The organism is Roseicyclus sediminis, from assembly GCF_025515305.1.
In the GTDB taxonomy this organism is placed as follows: Bacteria; Pseudomonadota; Alphaproteobacteria; order Rhodobacterales; family Rhodobacteraceae; genus Roseibacterium; species Roseibacterium sediminis.
This window is the reverse complement of record NZ_JAOPHT010000021.1, coordinates 27445-52234: the sequence shown is the minus strand read 5'-3', so window position 1 is coordinate 52234 and position 24790 is coordinate 27445. Positions and strand designations below refer to the sequence as shown.

Annotated in this window: 29 protein-coding genes; 12 read left to right on the top strand and 17 right to left on the bottom strand. The window is 68.0% G+C overall.

The features are described 5' to 3' along the window. Positions 1-65: 65 nt before the first annotated feature. From N8I71_RS18810 to N8I71_RS18790, 5 genes are all read right to left on the bottom strand, one after another. Positions 66-1304 carry a carbohydrate ABC transporter permease gene (locus tag N8I71_RS18810; protein ID WP_262879571.1) on the bottom strand — a complete coding sequence of 413 codons (1239 nt, stop codon included), beginning with the start codon at positions 1302-1304 and terminating at the stop codon, positions 66-68. A 58-nt stretch (positions 1305-1362) separates the two neighbouring features. After that, positions 1363-2721 carry an ABC transporter substrate-binding protein gene (locus N8I71_RS18805; RefSeq protein WP_262879570.1) on the bottom strand — a complete coding sequence of 453 codons (1359 nt, stop codon included), beginning with the start codon at positions 2719-2721 and terminating at the stop codon, positions 1363-1365. A 24-nt stretch (positions 2722-2745) separates the two neighbouring features. Continuing rightward, positions 2746-3849 carry a LacI family DNA-binding transcriptional regulator gene (locus N8I71_RS18800; protein WP_262879569.1) on the bottom strand — a complete coding sequence of 368 codons (1104 nt, stop codon included), beginning with the start codon at positions 3847-3849 and terminating at the stop codon, positions 2746-2748. Between the two features lie 236 nt (positions 3850-4085). Next, on the bottom strand, positions 4086-5069 hold the full coding sequence (locus N8I71_RS18795) for an alpha/beta hydrolase (RefSeq protein WP_262879568.1): 984 nt from the start codon (positions 5067-5069) through the stop codon (positions 4086-4088). After that, positions 5062-5811, bottom strand: coding sequence for an alpha/beta hydrolase (locus N8I71_RS18790; protein WP_262879567.1), 750 nt, complete (start codon positions 5809-5811; stop codon positions 5062-5064). The genes N8I71_RS18795 and N8I71_RS18790 overlap by 8 nt, the downstream gene beginning before the upstream one ends. Before the next feature lie 211 nt (positions 5812-6022). On the opposite strand from N8I71_RS18790, the gene thrS reads away from it, so the two are divergent. After that, positions 6023-7969, top strand: coding sequence for a threonine--tRNA ligase (gene thrS, locus N8I71_RS18785; RefSeq protein WP_262879566.1), 1947 nt, complete (start codon positions 6023-6025; stop codon positions 7967-7969). Positions 7970-8048: 79 nt separating this feature from the next. Then, positions 8049-9074: a zinc-dependent alcohol dehydrogenase family protein gene (locus N8I71_RS18780; RefSeq protein WP_262879565.1), complete on the top strand. Its 1026-nt coding sequence runs from the start codon at positions 8049-8051 to the stop codon at positions 9072-9074. 5 nt (positions 9075-9079) lie between these two features. On the opposite strand, the gene N8I71_RS18775 is transcribed toward N8I71_RS18780, so the two are convergent. Further along, positions 9080-9730 (bottom strand): cobalamin B12-binding domain-containing protein, encoded by a 651-nt coding sequence (locus N8I71_RS18775; protein WP_262879564.1) that lies wholly within the window; start codon positions 9728-9730, stop codon positions 9080-9082. A gap of 304 nt (positions 9731-10034) precedes the next feature. After that, entirely contained in the window at positions 10035-10403 is a 369-nt protein-coding gene (locus tag N8I71_RS18770; protein WP_262879563.1) for a hypothetical protein, read from the bottom strand. 360 nt (positions 10404-10763) lie between these two features. Between N8I71_RS18770 and N8I71_RS18765 the strand changes: the two genes are divergently transcribed. The 4 genes from N8I71_RS18765 (at position 10764) to N8I71_RS18750 (ending at position 13375) form a co-directional block, all read left to right on the top strand. After that, the gene (locus N8I71_RS18765) at positions 10764-11117 is read left to right on the top strand and encodes a BufA1 family periplasmic bufferin-type metallophore (protein ID WP_262879562.1); all 354 of its coding nucleotides are present in this window, start codon (positions 10764-10766) and stop codon (positions 11115-11117) included. A gap of 71 nt (positions 11118-11188) precedes the next feature. Continuing rightward, a complete protein-coding gene (gene bufB / locus N8I71_RS18760; protein ID WP_262879561.1) occupies positions 11189-12043 on the top strand; it encodes an MNIO family bufferin maturase in 855 nt (284 codons plus the stop codon). A 3-nt stretch (positions 12044-12046) separates the two neighbouring features. After that, entirely contained in the window at positions 12047-12802 is a 756-nt protein-coding gene (locus N8I71_RS18755; RefSeq protein ID WP_262879560.1) for an HvfC/BufC N-terminal domain-containing protein, read from the top strand. A 3-nt stretch (positions 12803-12805) separates the two neighbouring features. Continuing rightward, the gene (locus tag N8I71_RS18750; RefSeq protein WP_262879559.1) at positions 12806-13375 is read left to right on the top strand and encodes a DoxX family protein; all 570 of its coding nucleotides are present in this window, start codon (positions 12806-12808) and stop codon (positions 13373-13375) included. Here N8I71_RS18750 and N8I71_RS18745 read toward each other — a convergent pair. Next, complete coding sequence (locus tag N8I71_RS18745) at positions 13333-13656, bottom strand: arsenate reductase family protein (protein ID WP_262879558.1); 324 nt, start codon at positions 13654-13656, stop codon at positions 13333-13335. The genes N8I71_RS18750 and N8I71_RS18745 overlap by 43 nt on opposite strands. 225 nt (positions 13657-13881) lie before the next feature. Between N8I71_RS18745 and N8I71_RS18740 the strand changes: the two genes are divergently transcribed. Together N8I71_RS18740 and N8I71_RS18735 are read left to right on the top strand one after the other, a co-directional pair. Continuing rightward, a complete protein-coding gene (locus N8I71_RS18740; RefSeq protein ID WP_262879557.1) occupies positions 13882-14088 on the top strand; it encodes a cold-shock protein in 207 nt (68 codons plus the stop codon). Positions 14089-14357: 269 nt separating this feature from the next. Further along, positions 14358-15329 carry a glycosyltransferase family 2 protein gene (locus tag N8I71_RS18735; protein ID WP_262879556.1) on the top strand — a complete coding sequence of 324 codons (972 nt, stop codon included), beginning with the start codon at positions 14358-14360 and terminating at the stop codon, positions 15327-15329. 3 nt (positions 15330-15332) lie between these two features. Here N8I71_RS18735 and N8I71_RS18730 read toward each other — a convergent pair whose 3' ends face one another. Next, the gene (locus N8I71_RS18730; RefSeq protein ID WP_262879555.1) at positions 15333-15641 is read right to left on the bottom strand and encodes a hypothetical protein; all 309 of its coding nucleotides are present in this window, start codon (positions 15639-15641) and stop codon (positions 15333-15335) included. Between the two features lie 106 nt (positions 15642-15747). Beyond that, positions 15748-16152: a DUF2177 family protein gene (locus tag N8I71_RS18725; protein ID WP_262879554.1), complete on the bottom strand. Its 405-nt coding sequence runs from the start codon at positions 16150-16152 to the stop codon at positions 15748-15750. A 178-nt stretch (positions 16153-16330) separates the two neighbouring features. Between N8I71_RS18725 and N8I71_RS18720 the strand changes: the two genes are divergently transcribed. Further along, positions 16331-16603, top strand: coding sequence for a hypothetical protein (locus N8I71_RS18720; protein WP_262879553.1), 273 nt, complete (start codon positions 16331-16333; stop codon positions 16601-16603). Positions 16604-16670: 67 nt separating this feature from the next. Here the strand turns inward: N8I71_RS18720 and N8I71_RS18715 are convergent, their stop codons facing one another. Continuing rightward, a complete protein-coding gene (locus tag N8I71_RS18715; RefSeq protein WP_262879552.1) occupies positions 16671-17327 on the bottom strand; it encodes a hypothetical protein in 657 nt (218 codons plus the stop codon). Beyond that, positions 17327-18232 carry an FAD-dependent thymidylate synthase gene (gene thyX / locus N8I71_RS18710; protein WP_262879551.1) on the bottom strand — a complete coding sequence of 302 codons (906 nt, stop codon included), beginning with the start codon at positions 18230-18232 and terminating at the stop codon, positions 17327-17329. Before thyX ends, N8I71_RS18715 begins: the two co-directional genes overlap by 1 nt. A 205-nt stretch (positions 18233-18437) precedes the next feature. Between thyX and N8I71_RS18705 the strand changes: the two genes are divergently transcribed. Together N8I71_RS18705 and N8I71_RS18700 are read left to right on the top strand one after the other, a co-directional pair. Continuing rightward, positions 18438-18866, top strand: a complete 429-nt coding sequence (locus N8I71_RS18705; protein WP_262879550.1) for a VOC family protein — start codon at positions 18438-18440, stop codon at positions 18864-18866. Beyond that, positions 18863-19549, top strand: a complete 687-nt coding sequence (locus tag N8I71_RS18700; RefSeq protein WP_262879549.1) for a DUF1194 domain-containing protein — start codon at positions 18863-18865, stop codon at positions 19547-19549. The genes N8I71_RS18705 and N8I71_RS18700 overlap by 4 nt, the downstream gene beginning before the upstream one ends. Before the next feature lie 6 nt (positions 19550-19555). Here the strand turns inward: N8I71_RS18700 and N8I71_RS18695 are convergent, their stop codons facing one another. The 5 genes from N8I71_RS18695 to yajC all read right to left on the bottom strand — a co-directional run bounded on the left by N8I71_RS18695 (position 19556) and on the right by yajC (position 23694). Then, a complete protein-coding gene (locus N8I71_RS18695; RefSeq protein ID WP_262879548.1) occupies positions 19556-19912 on the bottom strand; it encodes an Mth938-like domain-containing protein in 357 nt (118 codons plus the stop codon). Between the two features lie 14 nt (positions 19913-19926). Continuing rightward, positions 19927-20682 (bottom strand): sulfite exporter TauE/SafE family protein, encoded by a 756-nt coding sequence (locus N8I71_RS18690; protein WP_262879547.1) that lies wholly within the window; start codon positions 20680-20682, stop codon positions 19927-19929. A gap of 24 nt (positions 20683-20706) precedes the next feature. After that, positions 20707-21675, bottom strand: a complete 969-nt coding sequence (secF, locus tag N8I71_RS18685; RefSeq protein ID WP_262879546.1) for a protein translocase subunit SecF — start codon at positions 21673-21675, stop codon at positions 20707-20709. 1 nt (position 21676) lies between these two features. After that, entirely contained in the window at positions 21677-23344 is a 1668-nt protein-coding gene (gene secD, locus N8I71_RS18680; RefSeq protein ID WP_262879545.1) for a protein translocase subunit SecD, read from the bottom strand. Positions 23345-23412: 68 nt separating this feature from the next. Beyond that, positions 23413-23694, bottom strand: coding sequence for a preprotein translocase subunit YajC (gene yajC, locus N8I71_RS18675; protein WP_262879544.1), 282 nt, complete (start codon positions 23692-23694; stop codon positions 23413-23415). Positions 23695-23985: 291 nt separating this feature from the next. Between yajC and N8I71_RS18670 the strand changes: the two genes are divergently transcribed. Continuing rightward, complete coding sequence (locus N8I71_RS18670) at positions 23986-24759, top strand: trypsin-like serine peptidase (RefSeq protein ID WP_262879543.1); 774 nt, start codon at positions 23986-23988, stop codon at positions 24757-24759. Positions 24760-24790 lie beyond the last annotated feature (31 nt).

Genomic DNA, 24790 nt, shown 5'->3' with positions numbered 1-24790 from the left:
GGCGCCGACAGCAAGACCAATCCAACCGGCGCCGCAGGCGCCGACACCATTCCTGCGCCATCCCCTCACAGCCCCTCCTCCCGCGAGATGAAGCGGAAGAAGGCCCAGGAGAAGATCAGCAGGCACAGCAGGATCACAACGGCCACGGCCGCGCCGGCACCGATGTTCGACAGGGCGAATGCCTGCTCGTAGACATTCACCGTGAGCGTGCGGGTGCCCGCATTGCCGCCCGTCAGGAGGAAGATGTCGTCGAACTTGTTGAACGTCCAGATGAAGCGCAGCAGGAACAGGACCGACAGGATCCCCATCAGCATCGGCAGGCTGAGATAGCGGAACTTCTGGAAGGGCGAGGCCCCGTCGACGTCCGCCGCCTCGTACATGTCGTGGTCGATCGACTGCATCCGCGCGAGGATGAACAGGAAAGACAGCGGGAAATAACGCCAGATCTCGAAGACCGTCACCATGACGAGGGCGAGCGGCCGCTCCCCGAAGAAATTGATCGAGCTCTCCGTCACGCCCATCTGGATCAGGAGCGCGTTGACCGACCCCGAGAAGGGATCGAACAGGATCACCCAGGAGAACGCCACCGCGATCACCGGCGCCACGTAGGGAAAGAGGTAGAGGCCGCGCAGGATGCCCTGCCCCCGAAACGACTTGTTGAGGAGAAGCGCCGCGAAAAGCCCGACGATCAGTGCGCCGCAGGTGCCCACGACCGTGTAGAAGACGGTGGCGAAGATCACCGTCCAGAACTCGCGCGCATCGAACACGGCCCGGAAGTTCTCGAAGGTGAACTCGAGGTTCGTCAGGATGTTCTCCGCCTCCCCGGTGATCGACGGCACGGTGCCGTCCTCGATCGCGTCCTCCAGCGCTGCGGCGTCGCCCCCAAGCGTCACGGGGATCTCCAGGGTGATCCGCCCGCCGCCCTCGAGGTCGCCCAGCGCGCAGGCGAGCGCCGTGCCGTCGAGGATACAGCCCTCGGGCAGGCTCTCGACCACCACGCCGGCCGGGATCGTGTCGGTCAGCCGAACATCCCGGATCGGCTCCCCCTGGCTCGAATTGCGCACCCGGTAACGCAGCGTCGCCACAGCCTCGTCGGCGTCGCGCAGGTCCTCGCGCACCACCGGCGCGGGCGGGCGAAGGTCGGCCAGTTCGACGGGCTTGGCGGAAATCCAGAAGATCGCCAGCAGCGGCAGAACCACGACCAGCATGACGCTCAGAAGCGTGGGCAGCATCAGGCCCCAGGCCAGCCGCGCCTCGCGGCGGGCAAGCGGGCCCTGTCCCTTGGGTGGGGTGGCGGCGGTCATGCGCGGGCTCCGGGCGAGAGGTCCGGGGCGGATTTCCGCCGCCCCGGACCGGACACGATCACTCGATCGCGGCCAGTTCCTCGTTCATGAGGTCCACGGTTTCCTCGGCGCTGCGCACGCCGTCCATGTACTCGCGCACCAACCGGTTGATGACCTGGCTGTTGATCATGTTCGAGGCCAGTGCGAGCTGCCCTTCGGCCACGCCCCAGCGCTGCGCCACGTCGAGTCCGCCGACGATCTCGTCGATCATCTCGGCGGCGTAGAGGTCGCCCATGGGTGCCCGCCGGTCGACGCCGACATCGAGCTGCGCCCAGGCCTCGGTGAAGGCCGAGGGGTTCTCGCCGTCACCCCGGCGGACCGGGAACTTGCCCTCGGGCGCGATGGCCAGCGTCGCGGTGTAGCCGTCCGACATGGAGTATTCCACGAAGGCCTGCGCGGCCTCGGTATCGGCGTCAGCCGTGATCCCGAAATAGCGGATGTCGGCCCAGGCCGCGCCGTCGGGGTTCGAGGGACCGGCGAAGTTGGTCACGATGCCGGTACGCTCGGCGAGGTCGCGCGACGTGGGGTCCTCGTTGATTGTCGGCGGCGCGCTGTCCCGCAGACCGGCAAGCTCGTCGAGGATGAAGGGCGACCAGATGATCATGGCGGCCCGCCCCGCGAAGTAGAGCTCGCGGCTTTGCTGCCAGAACAGCTCTCCCTCGGGGCTCGCGTCCACGATGGCCTTGTAGAATTCAAGCACCTCGACGGTCGGCCCCATCTCCAGCGGCTGGAACCCGTCCGGGCCCACCGGCGAGACGCCATTGGCGAGGAAGACATGCTCCAGCACCTGAGACATGAAGTTCTCGTCCACCTTGGTCGCGGCGACGAAGCCGAACATCTCGGGCGGGTTGTGCAGCGCCTCGATCGCGGCCAGCACGTTGGCGTAACTGTTCGGCGGCTCCAGCCCGTTCTCCTCGAAGAGATCGGCGCGGTAGACGATCATCTGCGTCCAGCCGTCCACGGGAACGCTCGCCCAGCCCTCATCGACGGCCGCCATCGCCAGCGCACCGGGGGCGAAGGTGTCGGTGCCGAGGCTTTCGACCACTTCGCTGGCGGCTTCCGCGTCAAGGATGCCGGCGTCGTACCACGGCAGCGCGTATTGCAGCGTGTGGTAGATCACGTCCGGCAGGTCGCCCGCGGCGAAGGCCGCCGTGGCCCGCGTGCCTAGGTCGCTTTCGGTGACCGGGATCACCTCGACCGAGATGCCGGTCTCGGCGGTGAAGTCGGCGGCCATGGCCTCCTGCCGCTCCAGCCGTTCGGGCTGCTCCTCGGTGGTCCAGAAGCGGATCGTCTCCTGCGCGCTCGCCGCCGTGCTCAGCGCCAGGACCGAAGCCGCCGCCATCAGGGCCACGCGCCCCGGTGTTCTGATCGTCGTCATGCCTATCCTCCCGTTGGTTTTCTGTCAGGCAAGTCTCGTGGAAACCGGAACCGCCGCCTCCCGCGGCGCGTCCGGAATGGGGGTGCTGAGCCGGTCCGATGCGCGCGGGATCAACCGCGCGGGCACCACCTGGCGCAGGTCTTCGGGTTGGGTGCCGCGGATGCGGGCGATCAGCATCGAGGCGAGCGCGCGGCCCGCGGCGCGGGTGTCCACGGCATAGCTTGTCAGAGGCGGATCGGCCGTCGCCGCCTCGGGGCTGCCGTCATAGGAGATCACGGCGAGGTCGCGGCCCACGGCTCGCCCCGCCCGCGCCGCCGCGCGGTAAAGCCCCAAGGCGGCGACGTCGAGCGCGCAGACCACGGCGGTAGGCGGCTCGGGATGGTCGAGCAGGCGCAGGCCCGCAACGGCCCCGTCCTCGACGGTGAAGACCCCGTCCGCCATGAGCGAGGGATCGGGCACCAGGCCCGCCGCCGCCATGCCGGCAAGGAACCCGTCGCGGCGCAGGTGGGTATAGGTGTAGTCGGGCATGCCGCCAAGCCAGCCGATGCGGCGATGGCCGAACCCCGCGAGCCTGAGGACCGCGTCATGCATCGCGTCTTCGCCCGAGATGTCGAACCAGGCGCATCCCGTGGTGTCGCCCGTCCGGCCATAGAGGATGAAGGGCACCGACTGCGCCCGGCAGAGCTCGATCCGGGCATCGCGCATCTTCGTGCGCGGCAGGATGAAACCGTCGACCTTCCGCTCGTCGATGAGGCGCGCCATTGTGGCGACCTCGTCGGCCTCGTCCTCGGCGGTGGCGACGGTCAGCGTCCAGCTTTCCTCGGAGGCGCCGCGGCTGATGCCGTCGAGGAAATCGGTCAGAAACGGCTTGTGCGCGTCGGAGCGGCCCGCGTTCAGGACCAGACCGAGCGACCGCGCGCGGCCCGTCCGGATCGCCTGCGCCTGGGCAAGCGGCCGGTAGCCCATCCGCTCGGCGGCGCGCGACACGCGCAGCCGCGTGCCTTCGGCGATGTCGGGATAGCCATTCAGCGCGCGGCTGACGGTGCCTTTCGCAAGACCCAGTTCCGCAGCCAGGTCCTTGATCGTGACCCGGGTCGGCCCCGAGCACTCGGATGTCTGATCGGCCATGTCTTCTCACTCCCCGAATCCGATGGTTCGCTCCGAAACCGGTTTCGGCAAGGGAATTCTGGCCGCTGCCTCGGGAGCGCCCGGAAATGGCGGGATCGGAGGCAGGACACCGCGCCCTGGGCCGAACCCTCCGGTCGGCCCGCCGGACATGGCGGCGGAAGGGGGCCTCGCCCTGCGTTTCCTCGGGAAATCCGTTCGGCCAGGGGAGAGGTTACGCCCCTCGCGGGACGTGGACTTCAATCCTGCAGGAGGCCCGCCCAGTCGAGGATGAGTTCGGCCACAGGCGCCGTCATGGCTGGGCTGACGATATCGCCGGCGATGACATGGGCCGACGCGTCGACCCCTTCCTCGGGCAGCGTCTGGGGCTCGAGCCTGACCGGGCCGCCCCAGCGGGCCGCCACGTCACGGGTGGCCGCAGCCGACACCACCTGGTCGGCATCCGAGAACACGAAGAGCGCGGGCGTCGTCGCGGCACCGAAATCCCGCGCCGCCGTCTCGCGCTGCAGCGCGCCCATGGTCACCAGCGCGCGGGTCGGATAGCGCTCGGTCCAGTAGCGCGCCTGCGCCTCGTTGCGGGGCTCGAACGCACGTTCCTCACCCAGGATCAGGCGGGCCCAGACCTGCGCCAGCGGCCATTGCAGGATCGCGCCCGCGGCATTGGCCAGCGCGAAGTTCGGCGAGACGAAGACGATCCCCGCCACGTCCGCCGCCATGTCCGGCTCGGTCGCGGCATAGGCGGCAAGGGTTCCGCCTGTGGAGGTCGAGATGACAAGAACCCGGTCGCCCACGGCACGGGCGATGTCCAGCATCAGGTCGGTATCGTCGATCCATTGCGACGCGGTCGCCTCGCCCATCGCCTCGGCCGTGCGCCCGTGGCCCGGCATCCGGTTGAAGACCAGGTTCGCGCCCAGGGCTTCGGCCACGAGGTCGGGGACCGGACGGATCTCCTCGGAACTGGCGGAAAAGCCATGGAGATAGAGGACCGACCACCGCGTGACCTCGCCCGGCGCGCCCGCCCAGATCACGCGCGCCTCGGCACCGGGCACGATGTCGGCAAGCGCGGCTTCGCGGGATGCGAGGATCGCCGGGTCGGCGACAAGCGCCTCGGTCGCACCTGCACCGCGGGCCGCGGACTCGCGCGGGCCAAAGAGCCAGATGGCCGCTGCCGCGGCCAGGCATGCCGCGACCAGACGGCCGGCGAAGCGTCCAAACCTACGCAAGCGTCAGCACCTCCTCCAGCGCGCGCGTGATCGTATCGAGGCACTCCGGCTCGGAAAAGCGGTGATCCGCGCCTTTCACCAGCTCCAGCCGGATGTCGTCGCCATCGAGATGGTCGAGCAGTCGCATCGCGACCGGGACCGGCACATCGGCATCCGCCGTGCCTTGAAACATCCGCACCGGCACGCCCGGCGACAGCGGCGTACGCAAGACGAGATGCTCGCGCCCGTCCTCGATCATCCGGCGCGTCACGATCATGTCCTCGCCGTACTCCGATGGCAGCGCGACCTGCCCCTCCTCCATGCAGGCCTTGCGCTGGTCCTCCGACCATTCGGCCCACATTCCGTCCTCGGTGAAGTCGGGAGCGGCCGCGATGGTGACGACGCCCGCGATCTTGCCGGGAATGCGCCGGGTCATCAGAAACGAGATCCAGCCCCCCATCGAGGATCCGACAAGGATCACGGGGCCCTCCGTGAGGCCCGTGATCGCGGCCTCCGCATCCTCGGCCCAGTCGCCGATGCAACCCTCGGTGAAGGTTCCGGAACTTGACCCGTGGCCGGAATAGTCGAACCGAAGGAAGGCTCGGCCCGTTCGCCGCGCCCACTCCTCGATGTGAACGGCCTTGGTCCCCGTCATGTCCGAGCGCAGGCCACCGAGAAAGACCACGCCCGGCTCCCGCCCCGAAAAGCGATGATAGGCAAGCCTGCGCCCCTGAGGCGTGTCGAGATACTGCGGTTCCGGCATGGACGTCTCCCCGTGCTGACGGGCAAACTGCGGCAAGGCGCCCTTGGGGGCAATCCCCGGAACCCAAGCGGGGGCTTTCGCGGGCGGGAATCGGCCCGTGGAAGGTGTCGCGGCGCGTTGACTTCCGTCGCGGTCGCCGTCAGAAAACGCCACGACACATACCCGCAACCGGGCGTTCCGTGGGCGCCAAACCGACGAGGAGACGTGGCCGATGGCCCAGATTTCCCTGACCCTTCCCGATGGCGCGAGCCGATCCTACGACGCGGGCGTGACCGCCGCGCAGGTCGCCGCCGACATCTCCCCCTCGCTCGCCAAGAAGGCGATCAGCGCGACCGTGGACGGCCGCCACTGGGACCTCGCCTGGCCCATCGAGGCCGACGCCGAGATCGCCATCCACACGATGAAGGACGAGGCACAGGCGCTGGAGCTGATCCGCCACGACCTCGCCCATGTCATGGCCCGCGCCGTGCAGGAGATCTGGCCCGACGTGCGCGTCACGATCGGCCCGGTGATCGAGAACGGCTGGTACTACGACTTCGACCGGAAAGAGCCGTTCACGCCCGAAGACCTCGGGCTGATCGAGGCGAAGATGCGCGAGATCATCAACCGCCGCGACCCCGTCACGACCGAGATCTGGGACCGCGAGCGCGCCGTGAAATACTACGAGGCCAACAACGAGCCCTACAAGGTCGAGCTCGTCGGGATGATCCCCGAGGGTCAGCCGATCCGCATGTACTGGCACGGCCACTGGCAGGACCTCTGCCGCGGCCCGCACCTGCAGCACACCGGCCAGCTGCCCGCCGATGCCTTCAAGCTGATGAGCGTCGCGGGCGCCTACTGGCGCGGGGATTCGAACCGCCCGATGCTTCAGCGGATCTACGGCGTCGGCTTCCGCAACCGCGATGACCTCAAGGCCTACCTGACCTTCCTCGAAGAGGCCGAGAAGCGCGACCACCGCCGCCTTGGCCGCGAGATGGAATTGTTCCATTTCCAGGAGGAAGCGCCGGGCATGGTCTTCTGGCACCCCAACGGCTGGACGATCTACCGCGAGCTGGAAGACTACATGCGCCGGAAGCTGACGAAAGCCGGCTACCGCGAGATCAAGACGCCGCAGGTCGTGGACCGCAAGCTGTGGGAAGCCTCGGGGCACTGGGACAAGTACCGCGAGAACATGTTCATCACCGAGATCGACGAGGAACATGCCAACGAGAAGCGGGTCAACGCGCTCAAGCCCATGAACTGCCCCTGCCACGTGCAGGTCTACAATCACGGGCTGAAGTCCTACCGCGACCTGCCGCTCCGGCTGGCCGAATTCGGCTCCTGCCACCGCTACGAGGCGCATGGCGCGCTCCACGGGCTGATGCGGGTGCGCGGCTTCACGCAGGACGACGCGCATATCTTCTGCACCGAGGACCAGATCGAGGCCGAATGCGCGGCCTTCATCGAGCTTCTGTCGGGGATATACGCGGATGCGGGTTTCGCCAGCTTCGACATCAAGCTGTCGACCCGGCCCGACGTGCGCGTGGGTTCGGACGAGATCTGGGACAAGGCCGAGGCCGCGCTCGAAAAGGCGATCCTGAGCGTGCGCAACGACTACGAGATCGACCCGGGCGAAGGCGCCTTCTATGGGCCGAAGCTCGACTTCAAGCTCACCGACGCCATCGGACGGGAATGGCAGTGCGGCACGTTCCAGGCGGACTTCAACCTGCCCGAGCGGCTCGATGCCACCTACATCGGCCCCGACGGGGAAAAGCACCGCCCGGTCATGCTGCACCGCGCGATCCTGGGCTCCTTCGAGCGGTTCATCGGGATCATGATCGAGAACTACGCGGGCAAACTGCCGTTCTGGCTGGCACCCCGGCAGGTCGTGGTGGCCTCGATCGTCTCCGAAGCGGATGATTTCGTGACCGAGGCCGTGGCGAAGCTGACGCAGGCAGGACTCCGCGCCGAGGCCGATATCCGCAACGAGAAGATCAACTACAAGGTCCGCGAGCATTCGGTGGGCAAGGTGCCGGTGATCCTCGCCGTCGGCCGTAAGGAGGTCGAGGACGGCACGGTGACGGTGCGGCGGCTGGGCGAGAAGGAAACCCGCATCGTCCCCCTGTCCGAAATCGTGTCCGAGCTTGCCGCCGAAGCGGTGCCACCCGACCTGCGCTGAGGTCCGGGACCGGGCACAGCACGCGGTCTTGCATCCGCGCGCCGATCTGCAAGGCTCGTCTTCGGAGGGAGAAGACGTCATGCGTTACTGGGCCTTCACCGGCGGCTTCGGCTACGAAAACCTCGCGTTGCACGAGGCGGAGACGCCGCGCCCCGGCCCGCGCGATGTCCTGATCGAAATGCGGGCCGCCGCGCTCAACTTCCGCGATCTCGTGGTCCTGAACGGCCAGCACGGGCGCGCGGTGCAGCCGCCGCTGATCCCGTTGTCGGACGGGGTGGGTATCGTCGTCGAGACCGGCAGCGAGGTCCGCGACCTGGCCCCGGGCGACCGTGTCGCGCCCTGCTTCTTCCAGAACTGGGAGGGCGGCGGCCCGCCGTCCGATCTGGAGGCCGCGCGCCTTGGCGGGCCGCTCGACGGGGTCCTCTGCTCGCATCGGGTGCTGCCGTCCGGCGGCGTCGTCCGGGTTCCCGCGCACCTGTCGGATACGGAGGCCGCGACGCTTCCCTGCGCGGGCGTCACCGCCTGGAGCGCCTTGTCCGGCAACGTGCCGGTGCGACCCGGAGAAACCGTGCTCATCCTCGGGTCGGGCGGCGTCGCGCTCATGGCGGTCCTGCTTGCGCGGGCGGCCGGGGCGCGGACGATCGTCACGACCTCTTCGGCGGAGCGGGCGGAGAGGCTGCGGGCGCTAGGAGCTGACGAGGTCATCGATCGCGCGGCCACGCCCGACTGGGCGTCGGAGGTCCGCGCGCTGACCGGGGGCGCCGGTGTCGACCGGGTGCTGGAACTCGGCGGCGCCAGGACGCTGGGCGACGCGATCCGGTCGGTGCGCACGGGCGGCCAGATCATCCTGATCGGCAATGTCACCGGCAACAAGGCGGAGGTTTTCCTTCCCGCCGTCCTGACGCGGCAACTCACGCTCCGGTCCGTGACGGTCGGCTCGAAGGAGGCCTTCGTGGCGATGAATCGCGCCCTCGATCAGCATCGCCTGCACCCGGTGGTCGGCGCCGTCTTCGGCTTCGACGAGGCGGCCGATGCGTTCCGCGCGCTCGAGGGGCAATCGGTCTTCGGCAACATCTGCATCCGTATCGTGCAGGACGCGGACTGAAAGGTTCAGTCCTCGCGCAGCGCGGTATCGATGCCCTGGACGACCTCGACCCGCCAGCCCTTGGGGAGCGTCTCGGCCAGCTCGGCCGCCGCCGTGCCGCCGAGCATGATCCGGAACCAGATCGGCAGCGCGCGCAGCTCCCCGACGAGGTGCGCCATCTGATGCTTGCGGTCGAAGGTGCTGATGCTGAGGCCGACGGCCTCGGGCCGCATGCGGCGCACGCGTTCGACAACATCGTGGCCGGGCGTATCGAGCAGGAGATCCACCTGCCAGTTCTCCTGCCGGAATGCTTCGGCGGCCAGCACGAGACCCAGATTATGCCCCTGTCCGGGAAGCGTGGCGAAGACCGCGAGCCGCTGGTCGGTATTCCGCACCCAAGGCAGGTTCCGCTGCCCGAAGGCCTGGTTCAGCCGGAAGATCTGCGCCACACCGATCGAGACTTCGCCGAAAGAGGCCTCGTCGTTCTCCCACTTGGCGCCGAGATGCCGCGCGGCGGCGGCCAGAATCCCGTCGGCCATGCGGGAGTGGCGGGCACGGCTTTCCGTCATGGTGCGCAGGATACGCTCGGCCGCACGGTATTCGCCTGCCATCAGCAGACGGCAGAAGCTTTCCAGAAAAGCGGGGGAGAGATCGGCCGGCGCCTCCCGGCCAGCCATGCGCGACAGCGCAATCCGCGCAAGGGAATGAATGGCGCGCGCGCGTCTATCGCCGCCTGAGCTTCCCCCCGAAGCGTCGTCGTCCGCACCTGACATGCTGTCCCTTCCGGTCGCCGCTTGAGCCACGGCAAACCGGTCGGCACGCCTTTTCGCCCGGATGTCCCCGCCGCTACGATTGACAGGATGAGTGTCAACTTCCGCAGGTCAACAGTATCGGAAGAAATTTTTTCAGTTTTCTGCGATTTGCCACGAACGAACGGGGAAAACCGCTTGACGACAAAGGCCCAGGGTCCGCCGATCCGGTTCAGAAATGGGCCTTCTCTTCGTCGGGTCGTCCGGCCGCGATGGCGAGGACGCCGGCGAGTCCGCAAAAGGCGATCGGGAACATCGTGAATACCCCGAAGCCGAAGGCATGGTAGATGCCGCCCGCCGCGATCAACATGAGGATGCCGCCCCAAAGGGCGCGCGCGCGCGCCATCGCGGCTCCGGCGATGGCCAGAAGCGGCGAAAGGATCGAAACCGTGCGGAACATCGCCGGGTCCTCGACCTGCCGCGCAAGGTCGGGCACCTCGCCGAACCAGTCGACGAACTCGATGTAGCCGTAGACGAAGAAGCCCACGATCATCGCCCAGAGCCCGCCGATCAGCCCCAGCACCAGTGCGGCATTGCGCATCTTCCGTTCCTCCGATCAGCCATCACGTTCCGCGTCAGGCCTGACATAGATGCTCGCGCCACGCATCCCAAGACCCCGGCCTTTTCCACCTTGGGGTGAAACATTTTCGCATTTTCCCCGCGCGGCGCGCGAGCGCGGCATTTCAATCCGATCCCCGGGACGGCACCGTTTGGGGGTCAAGCCGTTGATTTTCAATACAACCACCAGGGCGGCACGGCTCACGACCCGCTGACGGCGCGTCACGGACACGTGGGCAACAGCCCTGTGATTGGCCCGTGACCGGCCAATTCGGACAGGCTCTGGTCAGCGGCGCATCCCGCGCCGCCCCCGCATTCAATCCACTAGGGAGTTACCAAGCCGATGACCACCACAACCAAATCGCTCGCCCTTCTCGGCGCCGTCGCCGCAGCAGTCACCGCCCACGGCGTCACCGATGCCCAGGCGCAGGACAACGAGAAGTGCTATGGCGTCAGCCTCGCCGGCGAAAACGACTGCGCGGCCGGCCCCGGCACGACCTGCGCCGGCTCGTCCACGGTCGACTACCAGGGCAACGCCTGGACGCTCGTTCCCGCCGGCACCTGCGGCGACATCGCACTGCCCGACGGCCGCATGGGCGTGAGCGAAGCCGAACTGATGGCCGGCGGCTACGATGGCATCAACCGCGACCTGCCCGAAGGCACGGACGCATCGAACTACATGTCCGTCGACATGTAAGATCGTGTGCCCCGGCCGGATGACCTGGCCGGGGCCCCTCCCCTCACATCCTTCTTCCGACACAGGCCGCCATGCTCGACCTCGCCCCCCCATACCGCCTGCCCGCCGCCGCCGGTGTCGGATACAAGGCCCGGCATTTCAGCGGCCTCATGGAGGATCCCGGCCCTGTCCGCTGGGTCGAGATCCACGCCGAGAACTACATGGGCGCCGGTGGCCGCCCGCTGGCGCAACTCAGGGCCATCGCCGAACGCATGCCGGTTTCGGTGCACGGCGTGGGCCTGTCCATCGGCGGCGAGCGCCCGCTCGACCGTGACCACCTTTCTCGCCTGCGCCACCTTCTCGACTGGCTGAACCCGGCGAGTTTCTCCGAACATCTCGCATGGTCGACCCACGACACGGGGTTCCTCAACGACCTCCTGCCCCTGCCCTATACCGCCGCCACGCTGGCGCGCGTCTCCGACCACATCGGCGAGGTTCAGGACAGGCTCGGGCGGCGCATGCTGCTCGAGAACCCCTCGACCTACCTCGCCTTCGCCGAGAGCGATATGGACGAGGTCACTTTCCTGTCCGAGATCGCCCGGCGCACCGGCTGCGGCCTGCTGCTCGACGTGAACAACGTCTTCGTCTCGGCCACCAACCAGAACTGGAACCCGCGCACCTATATCGACGCCTTCCCGCTGGAGGCGGTAGGCGAGATCCATCTCGGCGGCCATGACGAGGACGAGGACGAGCATGGCGCGCCTCTCCTGATCGACAGCCACGGCCGCGAGGTGGTTGACCCGGTCTGGACGCTCTATGCCCACACCATCGCCCGGGGCGGTCCGCGGCCCACTCTGATCGAATGGGACACCGACGTCCCGGACTGGCCGACGCTGCGTGCGGAAGCCGCGCGCGCTGCCGAACTCCTGTCGCCGGTGGAGGCCTGAGCCATGACCGGACAGACCGCATTCGCCGCAGCACTTCTCGACCCCCAGACCTCGCCGCCGCCCGGCCTGACCGACCCGGAGGGCCGCCCGGCCGGCCGCCGTTTCGACGTCTACCGCAACAACGTGTCGGCCAGCCTCTCGGACGCGCTCGCCACCGGTTTTCCGGTGATCGAGAAACTCGTGGGACGCGACTTCTTCCGCGCCATGGCCGGGGTCTTCCTGCGCGCCCATCCGCCCGAAGATCCGCGCCTGCAACTCTGGGGCGGCCGGTTTCCGGGCTTTCTTGCAGGGTTCGAGCCCGTGGCGCAGCTGCCATACCTCCCCGACATCGCCCGGCTCGAACTGGGCCTCCGCCAGTCGTACCACGCCGCCGACGTGGCGCCGCTTCCGCTTGAGGGCCGCGCGCCAGCCGACGTGCTGGAGCTGCGCCCCCGCCTTGCACCCGCGACGCTGATCCTCGCCTCGCGCTTTCCGGTTCTGTCGATCTGGCTGCGCAACACCACCGAGCCGCACCTGGTCCCTCCAAGGCGGCCCGAAACGGTCCTCATCACGCGCCCGGGCTACGATCCGGTTCCGCACGCTCTGCCCCGGGGCGGCCACACCTTCGCACGGCACCTCAAGGGCCGCCTGACGCTGGCCGAGGCCGTCACTGCGACGCAGGCGATCGATCCCGAGGCGGACATGCCCGCGATCCTGACCCTTTTCCTGTCCTCCGGCGCCCTGACCCTCGACGCCAGCCACACCCCCGAAGGAGCCTGAACCATGCGCCCCCTCATCGCCCTGCACGACCGCATCTTCGGCACCCTCGAGGCCACCGCGCCCTGGCTGATCCCGACGCTCGCCCGCATCGTCTTTGCCGGAACGCTCCTGGTCTACTACTGGAACTCGGGCCTGACGAAATGGGGCTCGGGACCGTTCAGCCCGGACCTCGGCGCCTATATCCAGATCCTGCCGCGCGCCTTCGAGGCGGTGGGCTTCAACCCCTCGGCGCTCGGGCCGCTGGCGACACCCATCGTGATCCTCGGCACCTGGACCGAGTTCATCCTGCCCGCGCTGATCGTCCTGGGGCTGTTCACCCGCCTCGCGGCGATCGGCATGATCGGGTTCGTCGCCGTGCAGACCTGGGTCGACATTGTCGGGCACGGGGTCTCGGGCGACGTGCTCGGCGCCTGGTTCGACAACAGCGCGGGCTCGGACATCGCCGATCAGCGCGCCTTCTGGATCTTCCTGCTGGTCGTCCTGGTGCTGCGCGGGGCCGGGCCGCTCTCGCTCGACGCCCTGCTCTCGCGTCAGAGGAGCGCCGACCTCACGCCCGCGTCCCAGCCGAGGTAGAGCGTCCCGTCGGCCTCGATCACCGGGCGCTTCATCAACGCGGGATGTGCGGCCAGAAGCGTCCGGGCCGGCAGGCCCCTCTCGTCTTCGGACAGGCCGCGCCAGGTCGTGGAGCGCGTGTTGACCAGAGCCTCGCCGAACGCGCCGAGAAACCTGTCCAGAACCGCATCCCCGACCGGCGTCTCGCGGACATCCACCAACTCTGCCTCGTGGCCCGCCTCGCGCAGGGCCTTAAGCGCCTTGCGGCAGGTATCGCAGGCCTTCAGCCCGTAAAGCGTCATCGCCGCGCCTCCTCTTTTCGCCTTATGCGCAAATTAGCGCCATCGCGCGGCGCCTCCATAGATTCGATCTTGTCTCAATTCGGGATTGCACCAATTTTGTCGGCGTGACGCCTGGTTTCCCTGTGAACCGCCCTCTCAAGAAGGCAGCACATTGGTCACGTGGACCCTGCTGCACCAACGCGCCGCACGTCGCGGGCGCGCATTGTGACTTGAGAGGGAAGACCGATGCCGACAGGCACCGTGAAGTGGTTCAATACGACCAAGGGTTATGGTTTCATCGCCCCCGATGATGGCGGCAAGGACGTGTTCGTGCACATCTCCGCCGTCGAGAAGGCCGGAATGACCGGGCTCGCCGACAACACCAAGCTCAGCTACGAGTTGCGCGAGGGACGAGACGGTCGGGCCTCGGCCGTGGAGCTGCAGAAGCTCTGACACGAGAGCCCGAGGGTATCCGGGCGCCCCCCGGACGACGCGACCCTCACAGAAATCCGGCCGCGGCGGTCATGGCCATCGGCGCCGTGACCGACCCGGCACGCACGCGCCGGAACCGGGGTGCGGCACGCCTCCTGCGGCGCCCCGGCAACATCCCGCGCGCGCGTTCACGGCGACGATTCCCATTCCCCGCAAACCGTCTACGATCTGCCCGGCAAGTACCGAAAAAAAACCGGGGCAGAGCAGTGCAAACCTCCATCATGGCGTGCATGCGCGACGAGTGCATGTTCGCGCTCGAATGGGTGGCCTATCACCGGGTCATCGGGTTCGACCACGTCTTCGTCTGCACCAACGATTGCAGTGACGGCACCGACATCCTGATGGACCGGCTGGCCGCGCTCGGGGCGGTGCACCACATCCGCAACGACCTGCGCGGCGAGCTTCCGCCCCAGCCCGCGGGCGTCGCGCGGGTGCTGCAGGACCCCCATGCGCAGGCGTCGCGCTGGCTTCTGCACATCGATGCCGACGAGTTCCTGAACGTGCTGGAGGGCGACGGACGCCTCGCCGACTGGCTCCCGGTGGTCGAGGGCTTCGACGCGGTCGCGGTCACCTGGCGGCTTTTCGGGGACGGCGGGCTGACCGAATGGACCGAGGGCGGATTGCAGATGGAGGAGCTGACGCGCGCCGCAAGCCGGACGCGCCCCTTCACCGCGATGCAGAAGACGATGTTCGACCCCGGCGCCTTCACGGGCGGGATCGACCACATGCCCAAGGATCCCCGGCGCGAGGTCAGCCTCTGCACCGCCTATGGACGCCCGCTCCATCCCGGTGCCATGGCGGACACCGAGGTCTCCGACCACCGTGACGCCGCCGACGGTCGGACGAACCGCACGCGGCACCTCCGCTGGGAGGGGGCCGTGGTGAACCACTACGCCATCCGCTCGCCCGACCTGTTCCTCCTGAAGAACCACCGCGGGGACGGGATGCGCTCGGTCTACAACAAGCGCTACATGCTGCAGTCGCGCTGGCACCGGGCGGCGAACGTGAACGATGTCGAGGAGCGCTCGATCCTGCGCCACCTGCCGGAGGTCAAGGCGTTGATGGCCCATTGGCGGCGCGCCGACCCCGAGATCGCGGCGCTCGAGGCCGAGGCGCATGCCTGGCTGGCACGGATGCGGCGGGAGTGGCTGACCCCCGCGCGCATCGCCGAGCTCACCAACCAGGCGGCCCAGGTGGCCTGAGGATCATTCCTCGACGTCGAAGACGCGGAAGTTGTGCTGACCGATGCCGTTCAGGCCGGCATATTCCGCGATCCGCGTGATCGAAGCGTCGGTGTTGTCGACGATCATCACGATGTCCCCCTCGGCGAGGCCCTCGGGCATGTCCGCGTCGGAGGCGATGAACTGGCCGCCCTCCTGCGGGCTGACCGGGGCGACGTACTGGACGTTGCGCACCTCGATGGTGAAGGCGGGCTCCTCGGGCGTTCCGGCGGCGAGAAGAGGGGCCGGAAGGGCGAGAAGGAATGCGGCGGCGAGGGCTGCGAGGCGGGTCATGGCAAGGTCTCCTGATACGGCGTCCCCCCATGGGACCAGGCGATCAGCACAGTAAAGGCGGCACCGCGCCAGTCGGGAAACCCCTACCCCGCCCCCGACCCCGCGCTCAGCCCGCCACGGCCCGCGCCGCCAGCACCCCGCCCCAGGCCGCGGCGCCGGTCAGGACGGTGCCCCACGCGATGTCCATGACGACCATCTGCGGATGCCAGTCGCGCATCACCGCCCAGGACGTCAGCTCGTAGGTGCCGTAGGCCACGAGGCCCAGGACCGCGCCGTTCAGGAGCGCCGTGTGCGGCGTCCCCGCCTTCAGCGCCGGCAGGCCCGCGAACCACAGCACGCCGAACATGTAGACGAAGTAGAACAGAACCGCTGGCAGCAGGCGGAAGCCCCCCTCGTAGAGGCCGTCGCCGAGGTGCCGGGCGAAGACCGGCTGCAGCACGGAGCGGAGCATGATCGCGTCGGCCACGAGGAAGATGATCGAGGTGGCGAGGAAGAGGACGACATAGGACATGGAGGGTTCCTTCTGGGGCCCGTCACAACCTAGCGGTCCTGCGCAGGTTGCAAGGGCGGGCCGCACCGCGCCCGCCTCCCCCGCCCCTTGCGAAGACGTGATCGGGCCGCCCCCGCGCCCGCCTTGACAGACGCGCGGCCGCCAAGGTCCCCTCTTTCGCGGAAAGGAGACGGCCCCCTTGGAGCAATTCCTCGCCCTTCTGCTCGCCTACTACACCTGCGACGCCGCCGCGCAGACGCAGGAGCCGCTGGGCGGCGACCGCCTCGCCTGCGTGGAGACCTACGAAGAGGTAAAGGCCTGGTTCGCCCCCCTCGACCCCGCGCCCGTGGGGACGGCGGAATACGGGGCCGAGCGCATCGCCACCTACCGCGCCTTCAGCGCGTGGGAGGAGGAGAATGCGGAGATCGTGGCCGAGTTGCGGGCGGAGGCGTTGGCGGCGGTGGGGGAGTGAGGGGCGGGTAGAGAATTATCGTTTGACGGAATGAAATGGATCGTTGCAGATCATCTAAAGCCCAGCTTCATCTCACCCAACCCAATTCATCCACCGCTAAGGAAATCAGATCGTCCAGCCATTCGACTGCATCTAGAGCGAGAGCTAAGGCCCACTCTTCATCGGCCACAGGAAGGCTAGGCGGGGAATACTCAACCCCCCGATCCATTACAGTGGAAGGCACAATATAGCTCTTTAGTATGTGCGTCGAAGCTCCGGGCGGCAAATCAGTGCCATCTTCGTAGGAACGCGAGTTAATCAGATAGTCAGGTTGCCGGATGACAAGATCACCAACGACAACGTAATTGTCGTGACTAAATACGTGTTCCCCTTCTACGAAAGTTCCGCCAAACACGCCAGGTACATGGACAGCCTTGCTCTGCGGGACTTGGCTCATGACGGCGGCAAAACTGTGTTCTTCGGCATTTCGAGCGTGGAGGAAATAGTGCGCCGACGCGCGTGATCCGCTCAGATCTGCTTTAATCTGTTCCTGTATACCAACCAGTCCGACCAAGCCACAAAACTTACCGAATAATTTTTTTGATTGGCACCAGGCGGTGAGAATGTTCTCCCACAATAGTGCAGCGTATTCTACATCTTGGGAGTCGCGAAGTTCATCCAGATACTTTTTGCAACGTTCGAGCTTGTTTTCAATTTTCCTGAAATCGTCTGCGCCAACAGCCATCACCCAAACACCTCTTCGAACTCCCGCCACTCGCCCTTGCTCATCCCCGACGTCTCCTGCGTCACGGCCTCCCCCGCCAGCCTCCGCCGCAGCACCTCGACCCCCTTCGCGCTGAGCGTCACCCCGCCCATCCGGTAATCCTCGAACGCGCCGTAGGCCGCCGGGACCCAGTCCTTCACCATCGCCGCGATGGCCTCGGCGTAGACGCGGATCTCGTATTGCGCGTGGGCGTCGGCGCGGAGGCGCAGGAAGTGGAAGAGGTTGTGCAGGTCCGTCTTCCAGTACCACTGCGTGTAGATGTTGGCGGGCAGGTTCATGCGCGCCAGTTCCCGCGCGAGGCCCTGCTGGCCGTCCTGGCTCAGCATCGCCTCGTAATGGTCGTAGGCCCGCCCCGCGTCGGCCTTCAGCATCTCCAGCACGCGCGCGGCCTCCGCCCCTTCCAGCACCGCGCCGCGCCCCTGGTTGTTGACCGTGGACTGCGCGGCCAGCGCCTCGGGCTCGGGGATGTAGAACTCCCGGTCGAGGATCGAGTAGCGGGCGGAATACTCGTTCACGTTGGCGGTGCGGTGGCGGATCCACTGGCGCGCGACGAAGACCGGCAGCTTCACGTGCAGCTTCACTTCGCACATCTCGAAGGGCGTCGAGTGCCAGTGCCGCATGAGGTAGCGGATCAGGCCCGAATCGTCGCGCGCCTTCTTCGTGCCCGCCCCGTAGGAGACGCGGGCGGCCTGCACGATGGCGGCGTCGTCGCCCATGTAGTCGATGACCCGGACGAAACCGTGATCGAGGACCGGCACGGCCTTGTAAAGATGGGCTTCCATGCCGGGGCTGACGGCACGCAGCGTCGGCTGCGGCTCGGCGCGGGCAGCCTCGATCTCGGCAAGCTGGTCTGGAGTGAGGGGCATGGGGCGGCCTTTCTGTCGTGGGATTCGCGCGCGGCACGTCCCAGATTTTGCCCCAGCGGGCGGCATGACCGCAAGATAAAGGGGGTTTTTCCTGCAATGCGCCGGTTCCGGCCGGACCACGGGAAATTTACCGCTCGCCCGGGCTGTTCCGGCGCACGCTTCGCGCTAACCTGCGCCCCGAACGGAACGCCAAGGGGAGAGCGACATGGGCATTCGATACCTGCACACGATGGTCCGGGTGAAGGACCTGGCGGCCTCGATGGCCTTCTACGAGCTGCTGGGCCTGCACGAGACGCGCCGCTACGAGAACGAGCAGGGCCGCTTCACGCTGGTGTTCATGGCGCCTCCGGGACAGGAGGAGTGCCCGGTCGAGCTGACGTACAACTGGGACGGGGACGAGGGGCTGCCCTCCGACAGCCGGCATTTCGGCCACCTCGCCTATGCCGTCGACAACATCTACGAGACCTGCCAGCACCTGATGGACCACGGCGTGACGATCAACCGGCCGCCGCGCGACGGGCGCATGGCCTTCGTGCGCTCGCCCGACAACGTCTCGGTCGAGTTGCTGCAGGCGGGCGAGGCACTGGCCCCGGCCGAGCCCTGGGCCTCGATGGGCAACACGGGCCACTGGTGAGGACGCCCGCGCTCCTCCTGTCGTTGGGCCTCGCGCTGGCCGCCCCGGCGGCGGCGCAGGCGGAGTGCCGCCTCGCGCTCCTGCTCGGGCTCGACGTTTCGGCCTCGGTCGACGCGGAGGAATACCAGCTGCAACTCGACGGGCTGGCCGCGGCGCTGATCCACCCATCGGTGGTGGAGGCGGCGCTGTCGGGGACGGGGCCCGTGGCCCTGTCGATCTACGAATGGTCGGGGCGGTTCCAGCAGGACCTTCTGGTGGACTGGACCCTGATCGAGGGCGAGGCGGACCTCGTGGGGATCGCGGAGCGCGTCCTGCGCTCCACGCGCAGCCACGAGGATTTCCCCACCGCCATCGGCTACGCGCTCGGCTTCGCGGCGACGCATCTGGAGACGGCGCCGCCCTGCCTGTTCCGAACCGTGGACATCTCGGGCGACGGGCAGAACAACGACGGGTTTCCGCCGGCTGCCGCCTATCGGCACTTCCCCTTCGAGGGGGTGACGGTGAATGGCCTCGCCATCGGCGGCGCGTCGCGCGGGATCGAGGAATACTTCCTGTCCGAGGTGATCCGCGGCCCTGGCGCCTTCGTCGAATACGCGCGCAACCATTCGGACTTCGAGGACGCGATGCGGCGCAAGCTGGAACGCGAGCTGCGCGTGATGATCCTCGGCGATCTCGCGGACTAGCAGGGCTCAGCCCAGCGGAAGAACGGCTGCACCGACGCGCCGCCCCTCGGACAGGAGCACGTTGTAGGTCCGGCATGCGGCAGGGCTCGCCATCGGCTCCACCCCGATCCCGGCCGCTTCCAGCGCCTTGCGGAAGGCCTGCGGCGGATGCGCGATCTCGCCGCCGGTCCCGAGGATGAGGATGTCGATGGCGTCCGCCGCCGCGAGGATCGGGGCTGTGGCATCGTAGCCGTCCCATGCCGCGACCGAGCCCGGCAGGATCAGCGCGCCACCGTTCACCACCTTGCCGCCGACGCGGAAGAAACCGGTGCCATAGCCGTCGATCGGAGTGCCGGTGCCGAAATCCACTTCCGTGATGCGCATGCGTCTCTCCCGTTTCAGCGGCAGAACGGCAGGGCGGCCAGCCCCGCCGCGCCGATCAGAGCATAGGCGAAGCGGCGGTAGAACACAGCCCTTTCGGGCCGGAAGAGCCGCGTTCCCGCCCAGGTGCCGGCGGCGTAGGGGATCAAGAGGATCGCGCCCAGCCACACCGCGCGCGGCGGCAACAGGCCCTGCAGCCAGAGCTGCGGCAGGAAGGTCAGGGAGCTGAGCGTGAGAAACACCGCGAGGTTGCCGCGGGTGACGGCCACCGGCTGCCCCTCCGTCCCGAGGTTGAACAGGATGACGGGCGGACCGTTCAGGCCCGTGGCGCCGCCCGCGATCCCCGACAGCGCGCCGATCCCGAGCCTGGACTTCGTGCCCGCGCCGACCGGAACGCGCCAGCCCCCGATCAGCGCGCCGAGCGTCAGGAGCGTCAGAGCCGCGATGGTGGTGCGGATCGCCTCTTCGGGCGCGAGGCGCAGCGCCAGAACCCCGAGCGGCGTGAAGAGGACGCAGGCGGCGATCATCAGCGCGACGGTCCGCTTGTCCGCGACCCTCCAGGCGCCCGGCACGACCGTGACGAAGGAGGCGAGCGCGGACAGGGAGAAGGCGGCGATGGCCACTGCCGGGGGCAGGAACAGCGTCGCAAGCGGCATGAAGATCAGGGCCGAACCGAAGCCCGCGAAGCCGTAGACCAGCCCCGCGACCAGCGACACGAAGGCGACGAAGGGAAGCGCGGGATCGGCGAGGACCGCGACCAGGGCCTCAGGCACGCCCTGCCCCGCGCGACGCGGCGATCATGCGTCGATGTTGGCGAATTGCGTTCCCCCGCCCGAGGAGGGCTTGGACCAATCGCGCTTGACCCCGATCATCAGGACGACGTTCTTGGCGACGTAGACCGAGGAATAGGTACCCACGATCACGCCCCAGAAGATCGCGAACACGAACCCGCGAATCACGTCCCCGCCAAGGATCAGGAGGGCCAGGAGCGCGATGAGCGTCGTGCCCGAGGTCATGATCGTCCGGCTCAGGGTCTCGTTCACCGAAAGGTTCATCACGTCACGAAGCGGCCGCTGCTTGTACTTGATGAGGTTCTCGCGCAACCGGTCGAAGATCACGACGGTGTCGTTGATCGAGTAGCCGATGATCGTCAGAAGCGCAGCGATGGTGGCGAGGTCGAAGCGGATCTGCAGCAGGCTGAAGATGCCGATGGTCAGGATCACGTCATGGACCAGCGCGACCACGGCACCGATGGAGAACTGCCATTCGAAGCGCAGCCAGATGTAGATCAGGATCGCCGCGAGCGAGGCCCCGACCGCGATCAGCGCCGTGATGATCAGTTCGCCCGAGACCTTGGGGCCGACCGACTCCACGCTCGGGAAGGTCATCGCCGGATAGACGGTGCGCAGCGCCTCCTGCACGGCGTTGATCGTCTCGGGCGTCACGCTTTCCTGCCCTTCCTGGGCCTGGATGCGGATCATCGCCACGTGCTGATCGTCGTCGAACGTGGGATCGAAGACCTCGGTGATGGATATGTCGCCGAGGTTCAGCACAGAGAGCGCGTCACGGTAGGCGCCCACATCCACGGGCTCGGACGCCTCCGTGCGGATCGTGGTGCCGCCGAGGAAGTCGATGCCGAAGTTCAGACCCATCGCCATCCAGACGCCGAGCGAGAGGACCATTGCCACGATCGACGCGCCGAAGGTCAGGCGCGCGTACTTGAAGAAGTCGATGTTGGTCTCGTCGGGAACCAGCTTCAGGCGCATTTCAGACCTCGATCTTCTTCGGGCGCGCCCGGTCGAACCAGGTCACGATGAACAGGCGGGTGACATAGATCGCGGTGAAGACCGACGTGAGGATGCCGATCCCCAGCGTCACCGAGAAGCCGCGCACAGGGCCCGAGCCCAGCGCGAAAAGGATCACCGCGATGATGAAGGTCGTCAGGTTGGCGTCGATGATCGCCGACAGCGCGCGCTCGTAGCCGAGCTCGATCGCCCGTGCCGGACCCTTGGCGTTCTTCATCTCCTCGCGGATCCGTTCGAAGACAAGGACGTTGGCGTCCACCGCCATGCCGATGGTCAGGACGATCCCCGCGATGCCGGGCAGCGTGAGCGTCGCCCCGATCAGGCTGAGGACGCCGAAGATCAGGCCCACGTTCAGGATCAGCGCGACCGACGCGAACACGCCGAAAAGGCCGTAGCTCAGGATCATGAAGGCGAGGACCGCCACGAAGGCCACGACCGCGGCGATGCGGCCGGCCGCGATGCTGTCGGCGCCGAGTTCCGGCCCGATGGTGCGTTCCTCGAGGAATGTCATCTCGGCCGGAAGCGCGCCGGCGCGCAGCAGGACGGCCAGTTCGGTCGAGCTTTCGACCGTGAAGTTGCCCGAGATCTGGCCCGAGCCGCCGGTGATCGCCTGGCGGATGGTGGGCGCCGAGATCACTTCGTTGTCCAGCACGATGGCGAAGGGAGCCCCCACGTTGGCGGCCGTGTATTCGCCGAAGAGCCGTGCGCCATGCGGGTTGAAGCGGAAGGTGACGACCGGTTGGCCGCTTTGCTGGTCGAAGCTCGGCTGACTGTCCACGAGGTCGTCGCCGGTGACGACCGGGGTCTGCTCGAGAATATAGAAAACGCCGTCCTCGTCGACGGAGGGCAGGATGATCTGGCGGGCCTCGGGCCGCTCATCGGCACTGCCGGCGCGCCCCACGACGGGGTGGAAGGTCAGCCGCGCGGTGGTGCCGATCAGGTCTTTCAGTTCCTGCGCGCTGCCGATGCCCGGAACCTGGATCAGGATGCGGTCCGCGCCCTGACGCTGGATCGTGGGCTCGCGCGTTCCGGCCTCGTCGACGCGGCGGCGCACGATCTCGACCGATTGCTGCATGGTGCGGTCGTCGGTGGCCTGACGCTCGGCCTCGCTCAGCCTCACGATCAGCGTGTCGCCCTGCGCGCTAACGTCGAGCGTGGAGGCCCCTACCCCGGTGAGGCTGACGACCGGCTCGGCCAGGGCGCGGACGGCGGCCACGGCCTCGGGCAGGCCCTCGGGCTGGCTCACGCGGATGTTCAACTCACCCGGGGGGGCGTCGGAACGGCGGATGGTGCCGACCGTGTCACGCAGGTCGCGCAGCGCGTCCCGCACCTCGGGCCAGAGCGCGTCCATCCGCGCCTCGTAGACATCGGCCACCTGCACCTCGGCCAGGAGGTGTGCACCGCCCCGGAGGTCGAGACCGAGGTTCACCAGCGTGGACGGAAGGAACTCCGGCCACCCCGCCAGCGCCTCGGCGGCCGCGTCGCTGGTGACGCCGGTCGCCTCGATCTCGGCGGCGGCATCGTTGTGCCGCTCGACCTGCTCGTAAAACATGTTCGGCATCGCAAAGGAGATGCCGGCCAGAAGGACCAGGATGATGAGGATCCGGTTCCAGAGCGGGATTTGCAGCATGCGCGCGGGACCTTCGGTCTGCGTTTCTTCGTCGGCGGCGAACGGCGGGGCGCGGGGCGCCCCCGCGCTCAGTCGTCGGCAGGCTCGGTCTTGGAGCGGACCTGTGCGATGGTCGGGCGCACGACGCGGACCTTCACGCCCTGCGAAAGCTCGACTTCGACCTCGGCATCGTCCTTGACCTTGGTGATCTTCCCGATGAGGCCGCCCTGCGTGACGATCTCGTCGCCCCGGCGCAGCGCGGCAACCATGGCCTGGTGTTCCTTCACCTTCTTCTGCTGCGGACGGATGAGCAGGAAATACATGATCGCGAAGATCAGGATCAGCGGTACGAACTGGGCGAAGGCTTCCATCGGTGTCCTCTGTGTCTCGGCAGGGTCGGCCCTGCTGTGGGCGGTCTTCTGGTTGTCGGGGCCGTCCCCGGGTGAACCCCGGTCCCAAAAGTCGCGGCACCGTAATTCCGGGGTCTGGGGAAGGCAAGGCGCAGACCTCAGCCGGGCACATGGGCGCATCCGGGGCCGAGCGCAACCTTGCAAAGGCCCCGAAACCCGGAAACGGGCGCGACATGAAGACCGCGCGACACAGGCGATCTGGCCACGCGGCAAGGCTCGACCGTCTCGCGGCGGCGCACTAGGATCGGCGTCATGACGCGCGCGGTCCTCTGCCTTCTCGCCCTGCTCGCCTCCGTGGGACCGGTGTCGGCCGGGCCGGCGGACCCGCCCGGCCTTGCGCCGCGCTCGGCCGAGGCCAGCCTTGCGGCGATCGGGCGGCTGCGCGCGGCCCACCAGGTGAGGGGCGGCTGCACCGCGGTGCTGATCGCCCCGGACCTCGCCCTGACCGCGGGGCATTGCGCGCGCGGCGAGGTGGCCGGACCACGGGCCATGCGGCTGACCTTCCGGCCCGACAGCGCACCGCCGCTATTTGCCGTGACGGTCCGCGCGGTCGCGTTCCACGCGAGGAATTCGGACGGGCCGCTGACACCCGCGAACGCCCCTGGCGACATCGCGCTTCTGCGGCTCGCGATGGCCGTGCCCAACGACATCGTCGCGCCCATCCCGCTTGCCGAGGAGGGGTCCGACCCCGAAACGGTCGCGATCTACGGCTATCCCAACCCCACGGAGGAACGGTTGCACGGCCACCCGTTCTGCGAGCTCGCGGAACTTGCGCCCGGCCTTCTGGGAAGCGACTGCCGCGTGGTCTCGGGCCTGTCGGGGTCCCCCGTGCTGTCCGGACGCCCCGGGGAGTGGCGGGTGGAAGGGATAACGGTTGGCGCCGTCCTGGGTGGCCCGACGGGACCCGGCGCCGCCTTCGGAACGCCCCTGCGCGCGATGATCGCCGACGTTGTTCCCTGGCCCGACTTCGCCGGCCCCTTCGCGCTGGATGCGCCCCCTTCCGCCGGCGGGCAAACTTCGCCATAAGCGCCCCGCGACCGTTCCATAAGCGAGAAGA